This window comes from Bradyrhizobium sp. LM2.9 (genome assembly GCF_054056555.1).
Map to the genome: position 1 here is coordinate 5,040,833 of NZ_JBSRYJ010000002.1, position 16,019 is coordinate 5,056,851.

General features: G+C 63.5%; 8 protein-coding genes and 5 pseudogenes. 5 read left to right on the forward strand and 8 right to left on the reverse strand.

Annotated features, from left to right (window positions below; all coding sequences use genetic code 11):
• Positions 1-33: 33 nt before the first annotated feature.
• Positions 34-381, reverse strand: a pseudogene (locus ACVWW3_RS26255) (Lrp/AsnC family transcriptional regulator); the annotation flags it as partial.
• A gap of 153 nt (positions 382-534) precedes the next feature.
• Between ACVWW3_RS26255 and ACVWW3_RS26260 the strand changes: the two are divergent.
• On the forward strand, positions 535-3,984 hold the full coding sequence (locus ACVWW3_RS26260; protein WP_456648180.1) for an indolepyruvate ferredoxin oxidoreductase family protein: 3,450 nt from the start codon (positions 535-537) through the stop codon (positions 3,982-3,984).
• A 75-nt stretch (positions 3,985-4,059) separates the two neighbouring features.
• A pseudogene (iaaH, locus tag ACVWW3_RS26265) lies at positions 4,060-5,485 on the forward strand (indoleacetamide hydrolase).
• Here iaaH and ACVWW3_RS26270 read toward each other — a convergent pair.
• A pseudogene (locus tag ACVWW3_RS26270) lies at positions 5,480-6,394 on the reverse strand (LysR family transcriptional regulator). The pseudogenes iaaH and ACVWW3_RS26270 overlap by 6 nt on opposite strands.
• A gap of 270 nt (positions 6,395-6,664) precedes the next feature.
• Between ACVWW3_RS26270 and ACVWW3_RS26275 the strand changes: the two are divergent.
• From ACVWW3_RS26275 to ACVWW3_RS26285, 3 genes and pseudogenes are all read left to right on the forward strand, one after another.
• Positions 6,665-7,846, forward strand: coding sequence for an HlyD family secretion protein (locus tag ACVWW3_RS26275; protein WP_456648178.1), 1,182 nt, complete (start codon positions 6,665-6,667; stop codon positions 7,844-7,846).
• A gap of 115 nt (positions 7,847-7,961) precedes the next feature.
• Positions 7,962-9,579: pseudogene (locus ACVWW3_RS26280) on the forward strand (MDR family MFS transporter).
• A 71-nt stretch (positions 9,580-9,650) separates the two neighbouring features.
• Positions 9,651-10,070 carry a carboxymuconolactone decarboxylase family protein gene (locus tag ACVWW3_RS26285; protein ID WP_456672423.1) on the forward strand — a complete coding sequence of 140 codons (420 nt, stop codon included), beginning with the start codon at positions 9,651-9,653 and terminating at the stop codon, positions 10,068-10,070.
• Positions 10,071-10,138: 68 nt separating this feature from the next.
• On the opposite strand, the pseudogene ACVWW3_RS26290 reads toward ACVWW3_RS26285, so the two are convergent.
• The 6 genes and pseudogenes from ACVWW3_RS26290 to ACVWW3_RS26315 all read right to left on the reverse strand — a co-directional run bounded on the left by ACVWW3_RS26290 (position 10,139) and on the right by ACVWW3_RS26315 (position 15,835).
• Positions 10,139-11,000, reverse strand: a pseudogene (locus ACVWW3_RS26290) (D-amino-acid transaminase).
• Positions 11,001-11,126: 126 nt separating this feature from the next.
• Complete coding sequence (locus ACVWW3_RS26295; protein WP_247339745.1) at positions 11,127-11,858, reverse strand: amino acid ABC transporter ATP-binding protein; 732 nt, start codon at positions 11,856-11,858, stop codon at positions 11,127-11,129.
• Positions 11,859-11,870: 12 nt separating this feature from the next.
• Positions 11,871-12,563 carry an amino acid ABC transporter permease gene (locus ACVWW3_RS26300; protein WP_247339744.1) on the reverse strand — a complete coding sequence of 231 codons (693 nt, stop codon included), beginning with the start codon at positions 12,561-12,563 and terminating at the stop codon, positions 11,871-11,873.
• 4 nt (positions 12,564-12,567) lie between these two features.
• Positions 12,568-13,299 (reverse strand): amino acid ABC transporter permease, encoded by a 732-nt coding sequence (locus tag ACVWW3_RS26305; protein ID WP_247339743.1) that lies wholly within the window; start codon positions 13,297-13,299, stop codon positions 12,568-12,570.
• 129 nt (positions 13,300-13,428) lie between these two features.
• Positions 13,429-14,340: an amino acid ABC transporter substrate-binding protein gene (locus ACVWW3_RS26310; protein ID WP_247339742.1), complete on the reverse strand. Its 912-nt coding sequence runs from the start codon at positions 14,338-14,340 to the stop codon at positions 13,429-13,431.
• 97 nt (positions 14,341-14,437) lie between these two features.
• The gene (locus tag ACVWW3_RS26315; RefSeq protein ID WP_456648174.1) at positions 14,438-15,835 is read right to left on the reverse strand and encodes a M20 family metallopeptidase; all 1,398 of its coding nucleotides are present in this window, start codon (positions 15,833-15,835) and stop codon (positions 14,438-14,440) included.
• Between the last annotated feature and the right edge of the window lie 184 nt (positions 15,836-16,019).

Below are 16,019 nucleotides of genomic sequence, written 5' to 3' on the forward strand. Positions count from 1 at the left end.
CCCGATGAGAATCCTGAATCCCAACAGACCCTAGGCCGCCATGTCCTGCACCACGACACGCAAATGATAATCGGCATCGCCCGTGGTCGCAAAGCACTCCAGCACCTCACGCCGCGTGGTCACCCGCGCGACGAACTCGTCGACGAATTTGGCGTCGTGTCGTTCCAGCGAGACGTGGAGGATCGCGGACATCGCAAAGCCCGCCTGCTCGCGCGCGACCAGGGCCGCATAGCCCTGGATGGCTCCGCTCTCCTCGAGCGCACGCACCCGGCGCCAGCACGCCGAGGTCGACATGCCGACCGCGTCGGCGAGCTGCTGGTTGGTGGCGCGGCCGTCCCTCTGAAGGTAGGCGAGAATCCGCGCGTCCTGGTCTTCGATCATGCAAACCACCAAGATGGATTATCCAACCACCTTATAGACCGTACCGGATAATTCTACCAGAACGGACGCGTCATCGGGTAAATCAGGTAAGACCTACCAGTCACCCAAGTCTACCCTTCTCCCATTCGGCAAGGATGCCGCGGGAGGTCCGCCATGGACGCCATTCCGTCACTCGACGCCTACGAGCTGTCCGACCGCTACGATCGCGACGAGGGCCGTGTTTTCCTCACCGGCACGCAGGCCATCGTCCGCATCGCGCTGGACCAGATCAGGCGTGACCGTGCCGCGCGGCTGAACACGGCCGGCTTCATCTCAGGCTATCGCGGCTCGCCGCTCGGCGGCGTCGATCTGGAACTGTGGCGCATCCCGGAGCGGCTGAAGCGCGACCGCATCGAGTTCCTCCCCGCAGTGAACGAAGATCTTGCCGCGACCGCGGTGCTCGGCTCGCAGCAGGTCGAGACGCAAGCCGACCGCGAGGTCGATGGCGTGTTCGGGCTCTGGTATGGCAAGGGTCCCGGCGTCGACCGCTCCGGCGATGCGCTCAAGCACGGCAACGCCTACGGCTCCTCGCCGCATGGCGGCGTTCTGGTGGTCGCCGGCGACGACCATGGCTGCGTCTCATCCTCGATGCCGCACCAGTCCGACGTCGCCTTCATGAGCTGGTTCATGCCGACGTTGCACCCCGCCAGCGTCGCCGAATATCTCGAGTTCGGCGCATATGGCTATGCGCTGAGCCGCTTCTCCGGCATGTGGGTGGGCTTCAAGGCAATCTCGGAGATCGTGGAATCCGGCGCGTCCGTTGCGCTGCGCCCGCCGCGCGCCTTCCACACGCCGGACTTCGCGCCGCCACCGGGCGGGCTGCACTATCGTTGGCCGGATCTGCCGGGGCCGCAGATCGAGGAGCGGCTGGAGGCGAAGAAGCACGCGGTCTACGCCTTCGCAAAGGCCAATCCGATCGACCGTCACATCTACGACATCTCGGGCGCCACCTACGGCATCGTCACCACGGGCAAGGCGCATCTCGATTTGATGGAAGCGATGCGGCTGATGGGCCTGGACGAAGCGGCCTGCCGCGGCATCGGCATCGACATCTACAAGGTCGGCATGGTCTGGCCGCTGGCGCTGCATGACGCGATGGCGTTCGTGAAAGGCAAGCGCGAGATCCTCGTGGTCGAGGAGAAGCGCGGCATCATCGAGAGCCAGTTCAAGGAATATTTTTACGACTATCCCGGCGCAAAGCCCGAGCGCATGGTCGGAAAGCATGACGAGACCGGCGCGCGGCTGATCTCCTGGATCGGCGAATTGTCACCGCGCGCGTTGGCGTCCGTGCTGGCGCGCCGGCTCGATCCGATGTTTCCGGGGCTCAACCTCGCCGCACGCGCAGCCGGCTTGATGCCTGAGGCCGCGCGCACGATCAATGTCAGCGGTGCGACGCGCACGCCGTATTTCTGCTCCGGATGCCCGCACAACATTTCGACAAAAGTGCCGGAAGGATCGAAGGCGCTGGCCGGCATCGGCTGCCATTTCATGGCGAGCTGGATGGACCGCGAGACATCGTCGCTGATCCAGATGGGCGGCGAAGGCGTGAACTGGGCGGCCTCGTCACGCTTCACCGGCAAAAAGCACGTCTTCCAGAATCTCGGCGAAGGCACCTATTATCATTCGGGCTCGATGGCGATCCGGCAGGCGATCGCGGCTCAAGCCAACATCACCTACAAGATCCTGTTCAACGATGCGGTCGCGATGACCGGCGGCCAACCTGTTGACGGCCCGGTCAGCGTGCACGCCATCGCGCACAGCGTCCGCGCCGAGGGCGTTGCGCGCATCGCGTTGGTGTCGGACAATCCCACGCAATTTTCGCCAGGGGACCTGCCTGTCGGCGTGTCCATCCATCCGCGCAACGAGATGGACAGCGTGCAGCGCGAGCTGCGCGAAATCTCCGGCGTCTCGGTGCTGATCTATCAGCAGACCTGCGCCACAGAGAAACGGCGCAGGCGCAAGCGTGGTGAGATGGCCGACCCCAAACGCTTTGCCTATATCAACGATCTCGTCTGCGAAGGCTGCGGCGACTGCTCGGTCGAATCCAACTGTCTCAGCGTCGAGCCCAAGGAGACGCCGTTCGGCCGCAAGCGCCAGATCAACCTCTCATCCTGCAACAAGGACTTCTCCTGCCTCAACGGGTTCTGCCCGAGCTTCGTCACCGTTGAGGGTGCGACGCGCCGAAAGAAGAGCGCGAGCCAGATCGACGCTGTCGGCCACGCGGCCACGCTTCCCCTGCCCGCGCCCGCAACGCTCGACCGTCCATATGATCTGCTCATCACGGGCGTCGGCGGCACTGGCGTGATCACGGTCGGCGCGCTGATCGGCATGGCGGCGCATCTCGAACGAAGCGGCGTCTCGGTGCTGGATTTTACCGGCTTTGCGCAGAAATTCGGGCCGGTGCTGAGCTATATCCGGCTTGCGCCAAACCCCGAGGCGCTGCATCAGGTGCGCATCGACCAGGGCGCGGCCGATGCGCTGATCGGCTGCGACCTCGTCGTCAGTTCTTCGCCAAAAGCGTCCGGCACCTATCGGAAAGGCACGCGCGCCGCGGTCAACACCGCGGAGATGCCGACCGGCGACGTCGTCCGCTTCCGCGACGCCGATCTCGCATCACCCGCCCGCCTGCGCGCGATCGGCCAGGTGATCGGCGACGGCAATCTCGACACCATCAACGCCAACGCGCTTGCCGAGCGCCTGCTCGGCGATGCCGTCTATGCCAACATCATCATGCTGGGCTTTGCCTGGCAGCGTGGGCTGCTGCCGGTCTCGCTATCGGCACTGCTGCGCGCGATCGAGCTCAACGGCGTCGCGGTCCAGCGCAACAAGCAGGCCTTTGCCTGGGGCCGGATCGCGACTGCCGATCCGGACTTTCTGCCGAAGACGGACGAGTCGCCCAAGACCGAGACGCTCGACCAATTGATCGACCGCCGCGCCGAATTCCTCACTGCTTATCAGGACCGCGTCTACGCGACGCGTTATCGGACACTCGTTGCAAACGTTCGCAATGCCGAAGCCAATTTGAACAGCGAGGCGTTGACCGAGGCCGTCGCGCGCGCCCTGTTCAAGCTGATGGCCTACAAGGACGAGTACGAGGTGGCGCGGCTGCACATGCAGGGTAGTTTCCTCGACGCGTTGAAAGGCGAGTTCGAAGGCGACTTCAGCATCCAATATCACCTCGCCCCGCCGTTCCTGCCGTCGAGGCGCGACGCCCGCGGACGTCCGCGCAAACGCGCCTTCGGGCAATGGGTCCAGACACCGCTTGCCATGCTCGCGCGGATGAAGGGATTGCGCGGGACGCCGTTCGATCCGTTCGGCTACACGGCGGAACGGCGCGCCGAACGGGAGCTGATCACCTGGTACGATCGCGTCATCAAACGGCTGCTCGGCGGGCTCGACGCAGCGCATCTGCCTGACCTCATCGCCATTGCAAAAGCCCCGATGGATATCCGCGGCTACGGGCCGGTTAAAGACGCCGCGATCGGAAAGGTGAAGGCCGAGGTCGAACGGCTCTTGGCCGAGCTCGATGCGCCGTCACCTGCAAAGATGCGCGCCGACGGTTGACGGGGCACCGACGAGGCTTCAGCCTCTGGAACTGAGGGGCGCCCTGATGGCGCTCCTGCAATCGGGTGACGCATCATGGATTTCGACCAGTTGACCCTGACCCAGGCCGCGGCCGACCTCCGCGCCGGAAAAATCACGAGCACCGCGCTCACGACGGAGGCTCTTGCCCGCGCCAAGGCCAATGCCGATCTCAATGCCTTCGTCACCCTGGACGAGGCCGGCGCCCTGAAGGCTGCGGCCGTATTCGACGCGACGGGCGACAGGAGGAAGCCACTCGGCGGCGTGCCTGTCGTGATCAAGGACAATATCGAGGTCGCGGGGCTTCCCTGTAGCGCAGGAACGCCAGCGCTGAAGCAATACGTTCCGAAGGCTGACGCGCCTGTTGTCGCAAAGCTGCGCGCCGCGGGCGCGGTCATCATCGGCAAAACCAACATGCACGAGCTCGCCTTCGGCATCTCCGGCTACAACACCGCATTCAAGACCGGCGCGGAGTTCGGCGTGCGCAACGCCTATAACCGCGCCCTGATCGCGGGCGGGTCCTCCTCCGGAACGGGCGCCGCGATCGGCGCGCGGATCGTCGCGGGCGGGCTCGGCACCGACACTGGCGGATCGGTCAGGGTGCCGGCTGCGCTGAACGGCTGCGCGTCGCTGCGCCCGACCATCGGACGCTATCCGCAAGGTGGCATCGCGCCGATCTCGCACACCCGCGACACCGCGGGCCCGATGGCCGCGACCATGACGGATGTCGAACTGCTCGACCGCGTCATTGCGGGCGGCGACGCCGTTCAGCCGGCTGATCTGAAGCAGATACGAATCGGCATCGTCAGGTCGATGCTGATCAATCTTGATACCGACACCGATGCCGCATTCCAGGCGGCGGTCGCGAAAGTGAAGACACAGGGCGTCACGGTCGTCGAGATCGAGATGCCGCAGCTCGCCGAACTTAACGGCCAGGTCGGCTTTCCCGTCGCGCTGTACGAGGCCTATGACGACATGGTGGCCTATCTCGCGCACACCGGCACCGGCATTACTATCGACGCCCTGGCGCGGGAGATCGCGAGCCCCGACGTCAAGGCTACCTATGACGGCCTCGTGATCCCGCGCAAACTGCCTGGTCCCGACACTACCCTGGGTCGATGCCGGCCCGATCTATGAGGCCGCCATCAAGTCCGCGCGTCCCGCCCTGCAGGCGCTCTACGGCAGGACCTTTGCGGACAACCGGCTCGACGCCATCGCCTTCCCCACCACGCCGCGCGTTGCGATCGCTTCCAACCCCGACGCCAGCAGCCTCGAAAATTTTGGCCTGTTCATCCAGAACACCGATCCCGGCAGCAATGCCGGGCTTCCCGGAATCCAGATTCCGATTGCGCTCGGCGCGGTCAGCAAACTGCCGATCGGGCTCGAGCTGGATGGTCCCGCAGGCAGCGATCGCTGCCTGCTTGCAGTCGGCATGGCGCTCGAAAAAGTGTTCGGGCGGCTGCCGGCGCCGCCCCGGTCATGAGTAGGGATTGATCAGCTTCTGCTGCTCGGCGCTGTGATGCACGAGCATGTCGATGAAGGTCCTGACCTTCGCCGACAGATGATGCCGGTGCGGATAGACCGCGTTCATCGACATCTCGACGGGACGATATTCTCTGGCAGAAGGCGAACGAGGTGACCGGCTTCGAGATCGTCCTGGACGAGAAAACCCGCCATCAGGCAGACGGCAGCGCTTTCCAGCGCCACCTTTCGCAAGGCCTCACCGCTGTTGGTGATGAAGCTGCCCGAAATTCGCACCGATGCCGGCGTGCCCTTGCGATCGAAGAAGCGCCAATCGTCGCCGAACGGATAGTTCAAGTGACGGGCGCAATTGTGCGCGGTGAGCTCATCGAGCTTCTGCACGCGACCGTGCCTTTCGAGATAGTCGTGCGAGCAGCACAGCACGTGGCGCCAGGTGGCGAGGCTGCGGACGATCAGGCTCGAATCCGGCGGTGAGGTCATGCGCAGGGCAACGTCATAACCTTCTTCGATGAGGTCGATGTCGGCTTCGCCCATGCGCAGATCAATCCTGAGCTCTGGATAGGTCGACAGGAGCTTCGCCACCACGGGCGCGACGAACGGCACCATGTGCGTGGCGACGTGGATCCGTAGCGTGGCCGCGAGGCACCGACTGCAACTCGCTCGCGATATCGTCGGCCTGTTCGATATCGGCGAGGATCTGGATGCAGCGGTCGTAATAGGCCCTGCCGATCTCGGTGAGGTTGACCTTGCGCGTGGTGCGCTGGAGCAGCCTCACGCCGAGCCGGTCTTCCAGCGCCTGAACGTGATTGCTCACCATGGTGGTCGACATGTTGAGCTTACGGGCCGCTGCAGAGAAGCCGCCGGTCTCGACCACCCGGCTGAAGACTTCAAGGCTGGTCAATCGGTCCATGCAGACTGATTATCCGCTCTTGATCGATAATCGCAAGGAATTTAGTCGGATTATCCGTCCGATTGTCCCACGGTTCGCGCATGCATTAGCAGCAATCGCGCGACAGACGCGGCAATCGCTCTGGGGCAGTCGCCCCCCTGGCTCGGTACACCCCACACCCAAGCGATGGCCCCAACTATCCACTCAAAATGGATAATCTTTCCGGTATTTTGCCGATTATCGCGCGAGTCAGGAAGACCGATACTCTCAGTCAGCCGATAGGAGATCGCGATGTCCGAGATGCCCCGCACCGAAAACTTCCAGCAAGCGACTGAAATCACTCATGATAACCCCAAGGTTCCGCTTCCGGTGCCGGCGCGGAATATCGTCCGGCGCGCGGCATTGGTGCTCGCTCTTCTCGCGGGCACGGCAGCGATTGTCCATTACGGACACGATTACTGGACCACCGGGCGCTACCTCGAGACAACCGACGATGCCTATGTGAAGGCCGACTCCACGATTATCGCGCCAAAAGTCTCGGGCTATATCGCCAAGGTGCTGGTCAGCGACAACGAAAAGGTCAAAGCGGGCCAGGTGCTGGCAAAGATCGACGGCCGCGACTTCAAGGCGGCGCTCGACCAGGCCCGCGCCGATGTGGCTGCGGCGGAAGCGTCGGTGCGTAACCTCGATGCCCAACTCGAACTTCAGCAGCCTATCATCGAGCAGAGCACGGCCGATGTGACTGCTGCGGACGCGAATCTGAAATTCGCGCAGGAGGAGCGCGCCCGCTACGACGATTTGATGAAGTCGGGCTCCGGCACGATCCAGCGCGCCCAGCAGACTGACGCTGCGTTGCGCGCCAGCAACGCGCAACTGCAACACGCGAAGTCGGGCCTCGTGGCCGCACAGCGCAAGATCGACGTACTCACCACCCAGCGCGCGCAGGCCACAGCCCAGCTCGAACACGCGCGCGCGGTCGCGGAGCAGGCGACGCTGAATCTCTCCTACACCGAGATTGCCGCGCCGGTCGACGGCACGGTCGGCGCCCGCTCACTGCGCGTGGGACAGTTCGTGCAGGCCGGCACGCAATTGATGGCGGTGGTGCCGCTCGATGCGGTCTATGTGGTCGCCAATTTCAAGGAGACCCAGCTCACCCATGTTCGCGCCGGCCAGCCGGTCGAACTGCATGTCGACAGTTTCCGCAACCAGATCCTGCGCGGCCATGTCGACAGCCTGTCGCCGGCGAGCGGCCTCGAATTCGCACTGCTGCCGCCCGACAACGCCACCGGGAATTTCACCAAGATCGTGCAGCGCGTACCGGTGAAGATCGTGCTCGACGACCACCGCCTGACCGGGCTGCTGCGCCCCGGTATGTCGGCGCAGCCGACAGTCGACACCAAGGCGACCGTGCTGGCCGAGCGCGAGACGGCCAAGCGCCTCGCCGACAATGCGACGCGACCCAACGGCGGCTAAAGGCCAACTCCGGCAGCATTATCAAGTCCTGCCGGACGATCCTTCCAACGCTTGCTCGATTATCGAAAACACTCGCCTGATGCATCCTGTCTCCGTATCCGAGACGAGGCCTTCCATGAGCACTCTCCAACCCGCCCTGAACGCCGCTTCCGCCGCCGGCATTCCCGCTCGAGCCGCTCCCGCCACGCCGGCGGTTTCCACCAAGACCTGGATCGCCGTGATCGGCGCGACGCTCGGCGCCTTCATGGCGGTGCTGAACATCCAGATCGTCAACGCCTCGCTCGCCGACATCCAGGGCGCGATCGGCGCCGGCATCGACGACGGCGGCTGGATCTCGACCTCCTATCTGATCGCGGAGATCGTGGTGATCCCGCTGTCCGGCTGGCTCGCGCAGGTGTTTTCGATCCGCATCTATCTCCTCACCAACGCGGTCCTGTTCCTGATCCTGTCGGCCGCCTGTGCGCTGGCGCAGGACCTGCCGCAGATGATCGTGCTGCGGGCGGTGCAAGGTTTCACCGGCGGCGTGCTGATCCCGATGGCGTTCACGCTGATCATCACGTTGCTGCCGCGCGGAAAACAGCCGGTCGGGCTTGCGCTGTTTGCGCTGTCGGCGACGTTCGCGCCCGCGATCGGCCCAACCATCGGCGGTTATCTCACCGAGAATTTTGGCTGGCAGTACATCTTCTACGTCAATGTCGTCCCCGGCGCGATCATGGTCGGCATGCTCTGGTACGCGTTGGACGCAAAGCCGATGAAGCTGTCGTTGCTGCGCGAGGGCGACTGGGCCGGCATCATCACCATGGCGATCGGACTGTCCGCGCTGCAAACCGTCCTGGAGGAAGGCAACAAGGACGACTGGTTCGGCTCGCCCTTCATCGTCAAGCTCTCCGTCATCGCGGCCGTCGCGCTGACCGCCTTCCTGATCATCGAGCTCACGGTGAAGAAGCCGCTCCTGAACCTGCGTCTGCTCGTTCGCCGCAATTTCGGTTTCGGCATGCTCGCGAACTTCCTACTGGGAATCGCGCTCTACGGCTCGGTGTTCATCCTGCCGCAATATCTGGCCCGCATCCAGGGCTACAATGCCGAGCAGATCGGCATGGTGCTGGCCTGGACCGGCCTGCCGCAGCTCCTGCTGATCCCGCTGGTGCCACGCCTGATGCAGAAGCTCGATGCGCGGCTCATCATCGGCGTCGGCTTCGTCCTGTTCGCGGCCTCCAACTTCATGAACATCTACATGACCGGCAACTATGCCGCCGATCAATTGCTCTGGCCCCAACGTGGTTCGTGCGATCGGCCAGGCGCTGGTGATGGCGCCGCTGTCTGCGGTGGCGACATCAGGCATCGAACCGGAGAACGCGGGCTCGGCCTCCGGCTTGTTCAACATGATGCGCAATCTCGGTGGCGCCGTCGGCATCGCGCTGTTGCAGACCCTGCTGACCAAGCGCGAGCAGTATCACTCCAACGTGCTGATGCAGTCGGTCTCGGTGTTCGAGCAGGCGACGCGGACGCGGCTGGAACAGCTCACCCAATACTTCGTCAATCACGGCATCCTCGACCGTGCGGACGCGTCGCATCGCACCTATGTTGCGATCGGCCATATCGTGCAGAAGCAGGCCTATATCCTCGCCTTCAGCGACACCTTCTATCTGCTCGGCGTGGCACTGATCGTCGCGTTGATCGCTACCCTCTTCCTGAAGAAGGCCGGCCATGCCTCGGCCGGCGGCGCCCACTGACATCAACCCAGCAAGCAAGGAGAACGACCATGAAACCCCGCATGAATTTCTACCAGGCCGCACCCGACACGATGAAGGCGCTGATGGCGCTGGAAGAGCAGATCCAGTCGACGGGACTGGAGAAATCGCTGATCGAGCTCGTCAAGATCCGCGCTTCGCAGATCAACGGCTGTGCCTTCTGCATCAACATGCACACCGAGGACGCCCGCAAGCGCGGCGAGACCGAGCAGCGCATCTATCTGCTCAACGCCTGGCGCGAATCCCCGCTCTACACCGACCGCGAGCGCGCCGCGCTGGCATGGACCGAGTCGGTGACGCTGATCTCCGAGACGCACGCGCCTGACGACGTCTACGAACAGGTCCGCGCACAATTCTCCGAGGTGGAGACGGTCAACTTGACGATGCTGATCGGGGCCATCAATGCCTGGAACAGGATCGCTATCGCGTTCCGTGCGGTTCATCCGGTGAAGGTGAAGGCGTCGGTGGCGTGAGCTGCGGCGCGCTAATACAAGGGTGGGCACGGCGCAAGCGCGCATTTGCCCCACCTATGGCAGCTTCGTCAGACCGCCGTCGCCTTGGCGAACTCCACGTAGATCTCGCGCAGCCTTGTTGCCATCGGGCCGGGTTTGCCGTCGCCGATCTTCTTGCCGTCGATCGCAACCACCGGCTGGACAAACAGCGACGCCGAGGTGGCAAAGGCCTCCTTGGCGGCGAGCGCTTCGGCGACCGTGAAGGAACGCTCCTCGACCCGGAGCTGGCGCTCTTCCGCAAGCGCCACCACCGCCTTGCGGGTGCAGCCCGGCAGGATCGCGTTGGAGTTCTTGCGGGTCACGATGACGTCGTCCTGCGTCAGGATGAACGCCGAGGACGAGCCGCCCTCGGTGACGTAGCCGTCCTCCAGCATCCAAGCCTCGCCCGCACCGGCTTCGGCCGCCGCCTGTTTCGCAAGCACCTGTGCCAGCAGCGCGACGCTCTTGATGTCGCGCCGCTCCCAGCGGATGTCGGGCACGGTGATGACGTTGATGCCGGTCTTGGCCGATGGCCGCGTTGATGATGTCCTTCTCCGAGGTGAACATCACCAGGCTCGACTTGACGTCGCTCTTGGGGAAGGCGAAGTCGCGGCCCTTGTCGGCCCCACGCGTGACCTGGAGATAGACGAGGCCGTTCTCGACCTTGTTGCGCGCGATCAGTTCCTTCTGGATCTCGGTGATGCGCTCGACCGTCTCGGGCAGCTTCAGCTGGATCTCGCCGACCGAGCGCTCCAGCCGCGTCAGATGCGAGGCGTTGTCGATCAGCTTGCCGTCGAGCACCGCCGAGACCTCGTAGATGCCGTCGGCGAACAGGAAACCGCGATCGAGGACCGAGATTTTAGCGTCCGAGAGCGGGACGAATGAGCCGTTGACGTAGGCGATCGAGTCCAAGGCAGGTCTCCTGGCGGGAAGAGGAAATTGGCGCGGTTATACGCGAATCGGGGGCACCGATCACCCCTCGTTTCATCATTCCGGGGCGTTCGCGCAGCGAATGAACCCGGATTGACGGCGCTGGAGTCAGTGCGACAAAATCTTCGACAAGAACTTCTGCGCGCGGTCACTGCGGGGCTTGCCGAAGAAATCCTCCTTCGGGGCGTCCTCGACGATCTCGCCGCGATCCATGAAGATCACGCGGTTGGCGACCTTGCGGGCAAAGCCCATCTCGTGGGTGACGACCATCATGGTCATGCCCTCATGGGCGAGGTCCACCATGACGTCGAGCACCTCGCTCACCATTTCGGGGTCGAGCGCCGAGGTCGGCTCGTCGAACAGCATGACAATGGGATCCATCGCGAGCGCGCGGGCGATCGCCACGCGCTGCTGCTGGCCGCCGGACAGTTGCGCGGGAAACTTCTGCGCCTGTTCCTTCAGGCCGACGCGCTCCAGCAGCTGCATGCCTTTCGCCACCGCCTTGTCGCGCGACCGGTCGAGCACTTTCTGCTGTGCGAGGCAGAGATTGTCGATGATCTTCAGATGCGGAAACAGCTCGAAGTGCTGGAACACCATGCCGACCCGCGAGCGCAGCTTCGGCAAATTGGTCTTGGGATCGTTGACCTTGGTTCCATCGACGCTGATGTCGCCTTTCTGGAACGGCTCGAGCGCGTTGACGCATTTGATCAGCGTCGACTTGCCCGAGCCCGAGGGTCCGCAGACCACCACGACCTCGCCCTTGGTGACGCTGGTGGTGCAGTCGGTCAGCACCTGGAAGGTCGGGCTGTACCATTTGTCGACGTGGCTGATTTCGATCATGACCGATACGCTCTAACGGATGATGGCGATGCGCGCCTGGAGGCGGCGGACGCCGTAGGATGCGACACAGGAGATGGTGAAGTAGACGATTGCGGCGAACAGATACATTTCGACCAAACGACCGTCGCGCTGCGCGACCTTGCTCGCAGCTCCCAGAAAGTCGGTAATCGACAGCACGTAGACCAGCGAGGTGTCCTGGAACAGCACGATGGTCTGCGTGATCAGAACCGGCAGCATGTTGCGGAACGCCTGCGGCAGCACGATGTAGCGCATGGTCTGGGCGTAGGTCAGCCCCAGCGCGTTGGCCGCGGCAGGCTGGCCGCGCGAGATCGACTGGATGCCGGCACGCATGATCTCGGAGAAGTACGCGGCCTCGAACATGATGAAGGTGATGAGCGAGGACGCGAACGCGCCGACGCTGATGGGGCGCGACGAGCCGGTCAGCCACTGCCCGATATAGGGCACCAGGAAGTAGAACCAGAAGATCACCAGCACCAGCGGCAGCGAACGCATGAAGTCGACATAGACGCCGGCGACGTATCCGAGCGTCTTGTAGCCGGACAACCGCATCAGCGCGATCGCCGTGCCGAAGACCAGGCCGCCGAGTGCCGCGAGCCCCGTCAGCATCAGCGTGAACGTCATGCCTTCGTAGAACAGATAGGGCAGTGCGCGGCGGATGACGTCGAAATCGAGATTGCTGAACATGGCGCTATTTCCCCGTGATGTAGCCGGGGATCGCGACCCAGCGCTCGAGGAAGCGCATCGCAGTCACGACGACGACGTTGACGAGGAGATAAAGCAGGGTCGCGGCGGTAAAGGCCTCGAACACCTGGAACGAGAATTCCTGCATCGAGCGCGCCTGTCCGGTGAGCTCGAGCAGGCCGATGGTGATGGCCACGGCCGTGTTCTTGATGGTGTTGAGAAATTCGGAGGTCAGCGGCGGCAGGATAATGCGGAACGCCATCGGCAGCAGCACGTAGCGGTAGCCCTGCACAGTGGTCAGGCCCAGCGCAGTCGCGGCCATCCTCTGCCCGCGCGGTAATGAGCCGACGCCGGCCTGCAATTGCACGGCGACGCGCGCCGACATGAAGAAGCCGATGCCGATCGCCGCCGTCCAGAACGGTGCGTTCGGCATTTGCTTCAGCCAAGTGCCGGCCGATTTCGGCAGCAATTCCGGCAGCACGAAGAACCACAGAAACAGCTGCACCAGCAGCGGCATGTTACGGAAGAATTCGACCCAGCAAAAGCCGATCCAGGACGCGGTCTTTGACGGCAATGTGCGCAGCACGCCGACGATCGTGCCGAAAATCAGCGCGATGATCCAGGCGAGCACGCCTGTCTTGAGGGTCAGCACCAGTCCCGACAGCAGCATGTCGAGATAGGTGCCGGTCCCCATCGGGTTGGGCTCGAAGAAAATTCCCCAGTTCCAGTGGTAGTTCACGTGTCCCCCGCGCGAACGCGCCAATCACAGATGTCCCGGGCGCCTATGCAAATGTCCGGCCACCCTGGTGTCAAGAGTGGCCGGACATCATTTTGATCCCCAAGTCCTGATTCCAGGACGGATCGGAGCTTACTTATAGTCGTCCGGATTCGGCGAGTCGCTCGGCTTGGCGAACTCGTGCTTCAGCTCGGGCGAGATCGGGGTGTTGAGGTTGAGACCCTTCGGCGGGATCTTGGCCGTGAACCATTTGTCGTAGATTTTCTGGCCCTCGCCGGAGGTGTAGACCGCAGCGGTCGCCGCATCGACCACCTTCTTGAACGGCGCGTCGTCCTTGCGCAGCATGATGGCGTAGGGCTCAGGCTTGGAGAACGCATCCTTGGAGATAACGTAGTCGTCCGGCGACTTCGAGCCGGCAACGAGGCTCGCGAGCAGGATGTCGTCCATCACGAAGGCGACCGCGCGGTCGGTCTCGACCATCAGGAAGGATTCGGCGTGGTCCTTGGCCGGGATGATGTTGGCGCCGAGGCTTTTCGCAACATTGGCTTCGGTGAGCTGCTTGATGTTGGTGGTGCCGGCAGTCGAGACCACCGTCTTGCCCTTGAGGTCGTCGATCGACTTCAGGCCGCTTGATTTTTTGAAGACGTAGCGGCTGGCGGTCAGGAAGTGGGTATTGGTGAAGGCGACCTGCTTCTGGCGTTCGACATTGTTGGTGGTCGAGCCGCATTCGAGGTCGATGGTACCGTTGGCCATCAGCGGAATACGCGTCGCCGAGGTCACCGGGTTGAGCTTGACCTCGAGCTTGTCGAGCTTGAGCTCCTTCTTTACGGCGTCGACGATCTTGTAGCAGATGTCCATCGCGAATCCGATGGGCTTCTGGTTGTCGTCGAGATAGGAGAACGGAATCGAGGAGTCGCGGAAGCCCAGCGTGATGGCGCCGGTGTCCTTGATGTTCTTCAGCGTACCGGTCAGCTCCTCGGCCCCAGCCTGGCTGACGGCGAAGGTCGCGGCGAGCGCGAGGCCGATGCTACGGAAGTGTTTCACTTTTGGTCCCCTTTCAGGATGATGCCGGCGGGATGCAAGCACAAAACAAGCCGGAATAGAATGTGACTTTCGACTGGATGGCGGCTCAGGTTAACGCTCAGGTTAGCGGGCGTGTTAACGGTCCTGGCAATTCCCCGAGATCCCAGAACAGGCCGGCCATCACCGTCAAGGCCTCTTCGGTCAATGGCAGCAGGATGTGCTCATTGGGCGCATGCTGGGAGCAGCCGGGATAGGAGTGCGGCACCCAGATCGTCGGCAGGCCCAGGATTTCGGAAAACACGTCGTTGGGCAGCGAGCCGCCGAAGTTCGGCAGCACCGCCGGCACCTTGCCGGTGGTCTCCTGCACCGAATCCGCCGCCCACTTGATCCAGGGGCTGTCGAAATCGGTGCGCGAGGCGGCAAAGCTCTGCGCCGCCCGCACCTCGACCATCGGAAAGCCCTTCCGGACCAGATGTGCGCGGACGGCGTCGATCAGGCCGTCGATTTTGGTGCCGACCACGAAACGCAGTTGCAGCACGGCATTGGCGTGGCCGGGAATGGCGTTGGCCGGCTTCTCGATATTGCCGGACGACATCGCCAGCACTTCGAGCGTGTTCCAGGCATAGAGCCGCTCGGCCGCCGACAGCCCTTCTTCGCCCCAGCTCTCAGCGAGCGCCGGCTCGTCCTCGGTCGGCACCACCTGCACGTCGGCAAGATAGCTGCGGATCTGGTTGGTGAGCCGGGGCGGCTTCAGCGCATTGAGCTGAAGGCGGCCGTGGCCGTCGACCAGCGTCGAGATCGCGTTGACCAGAATGGTTGCAGGGTTGGCAAGCACGCCGCCCCAATTACCGGAATGATGCCCGCCGTCACGAAGGTTCACATCGAGATGAATGCGTATGCCGCCGCGGCAGCCGAGGAACAGTGTGGGGCGGTCGGCGGACAGGCGTGGCCCGTCCGAGGCCATGAACAGATCGGCCCTGAGCGCATCGCGATTGAGATCGCAGACCTTGCCGAGATCGGGCGAGCCGATCTCCTCGCCCATCTCGACGACGAACTTGGCGTTGAAGCCGAGCTTGCCGCCGCGGGCGTCGCGCACCGCGCGGAGTGCCGCCATGTTGATGCTGTGCTGGCCCTTGTTGTCGGCTGTGCCGCGGCCATAGAGGCGCGTACCCGCAACCGTCGTGCGCCAGGGATCGCGGCCCTCGCGCCACTCGCCTTCCATGCCGTCGACGACATCGCCATGGCCGTAGATCAGCACGGTCGGCGCCGTCTCGCTCTCGTGGTGTTCGGCGAACAGAAACGGCGCCTTGCCGCTGGGAGATTCGACCATGCGGCTTTCGAAGTCGAGCGCGGCGAAAGCGGGCACCATCTCCTGTTCCAGATAGGCGCGCAGCTCGACGCTCCGGTTCGGATTCTGGCTCTCGGTCCGGTAGGCGACGCGACGGTCGAGTTCGGTGAGGAACGCGCCGGATTTGAAATCGTCACGGGCGCGGGCGATGGCATCGGCTCTGGTCATTATTTTCTTTTTTAGGTTGCGAGACGAAGGAGCATACCCGAGACGGGTGGGCCTCCGAAAGTGGCGGGGACTTCGATAGTCTTGGGATTTCGTTCTTGCTCTCTTGAGATTGGCTTGCCAAGCGCAGCAGCACCGCTGATTTTGGCCTTGCCAAGGTCGAGTTATATGCAAGAACTTCGCCAAG